1 protein-coding gene is annotated in these 241 nt (G+C 69.7%); it reads right to left on the bottom strand.

Annotation, left to right across the window (positions count from 1 at the left end; genetic code table 11):
- Positions 1-241 (bottom strand): leucyl/phenylalanyl-tRNA--protein transferase (locus HMPREF0549_RS09650; RefSeq protein WP_003718015.1); only part of this gene is annotated, 241 nt, incomplete at both ends.

The following is a 241-nucleotide window of genomic DNA, read 5'->3' as shown; positions in this document are numbered from 1 at the left end:
CATCCTGGCCGGGCCGTGGTGCCGCCGCGCAGGCACGCATCACGCGGCTGAAAGCGGTGTCGGCGGTGACCTCCCACGTACTGCTACGCAGCTGGCGGCGGAACCGGCTGGACAGATGCACGCCCTCGGTGCGGAACACCACGCGCGGGTCCGGTGACCACCACAGGATCGGCTCGCCCTCGCTGAACCATGGGAAGATGCCGCCAGCGTAGGCATTGAGCAGGCGCACAGGGTGCAGGTC

This window comes from Limosilactobacillus vaginalis DSM 5837 = ATCC 49540, assembly GCF_000159435.1.
In the GTDB taxonomy this organism is placed as follows: domain Bacteria; phylum Bacillota; class Bacilli; order Lactobacillales; family Lactobacillaceae; genus Limosilactobacillus; species Limosilactobacillus vaginalis.
The sequence above is the reverse complement of the archived record's forward strand: the minus strand, read 5'-3'. Positions and strand labels throughout refer to the sequence as shown.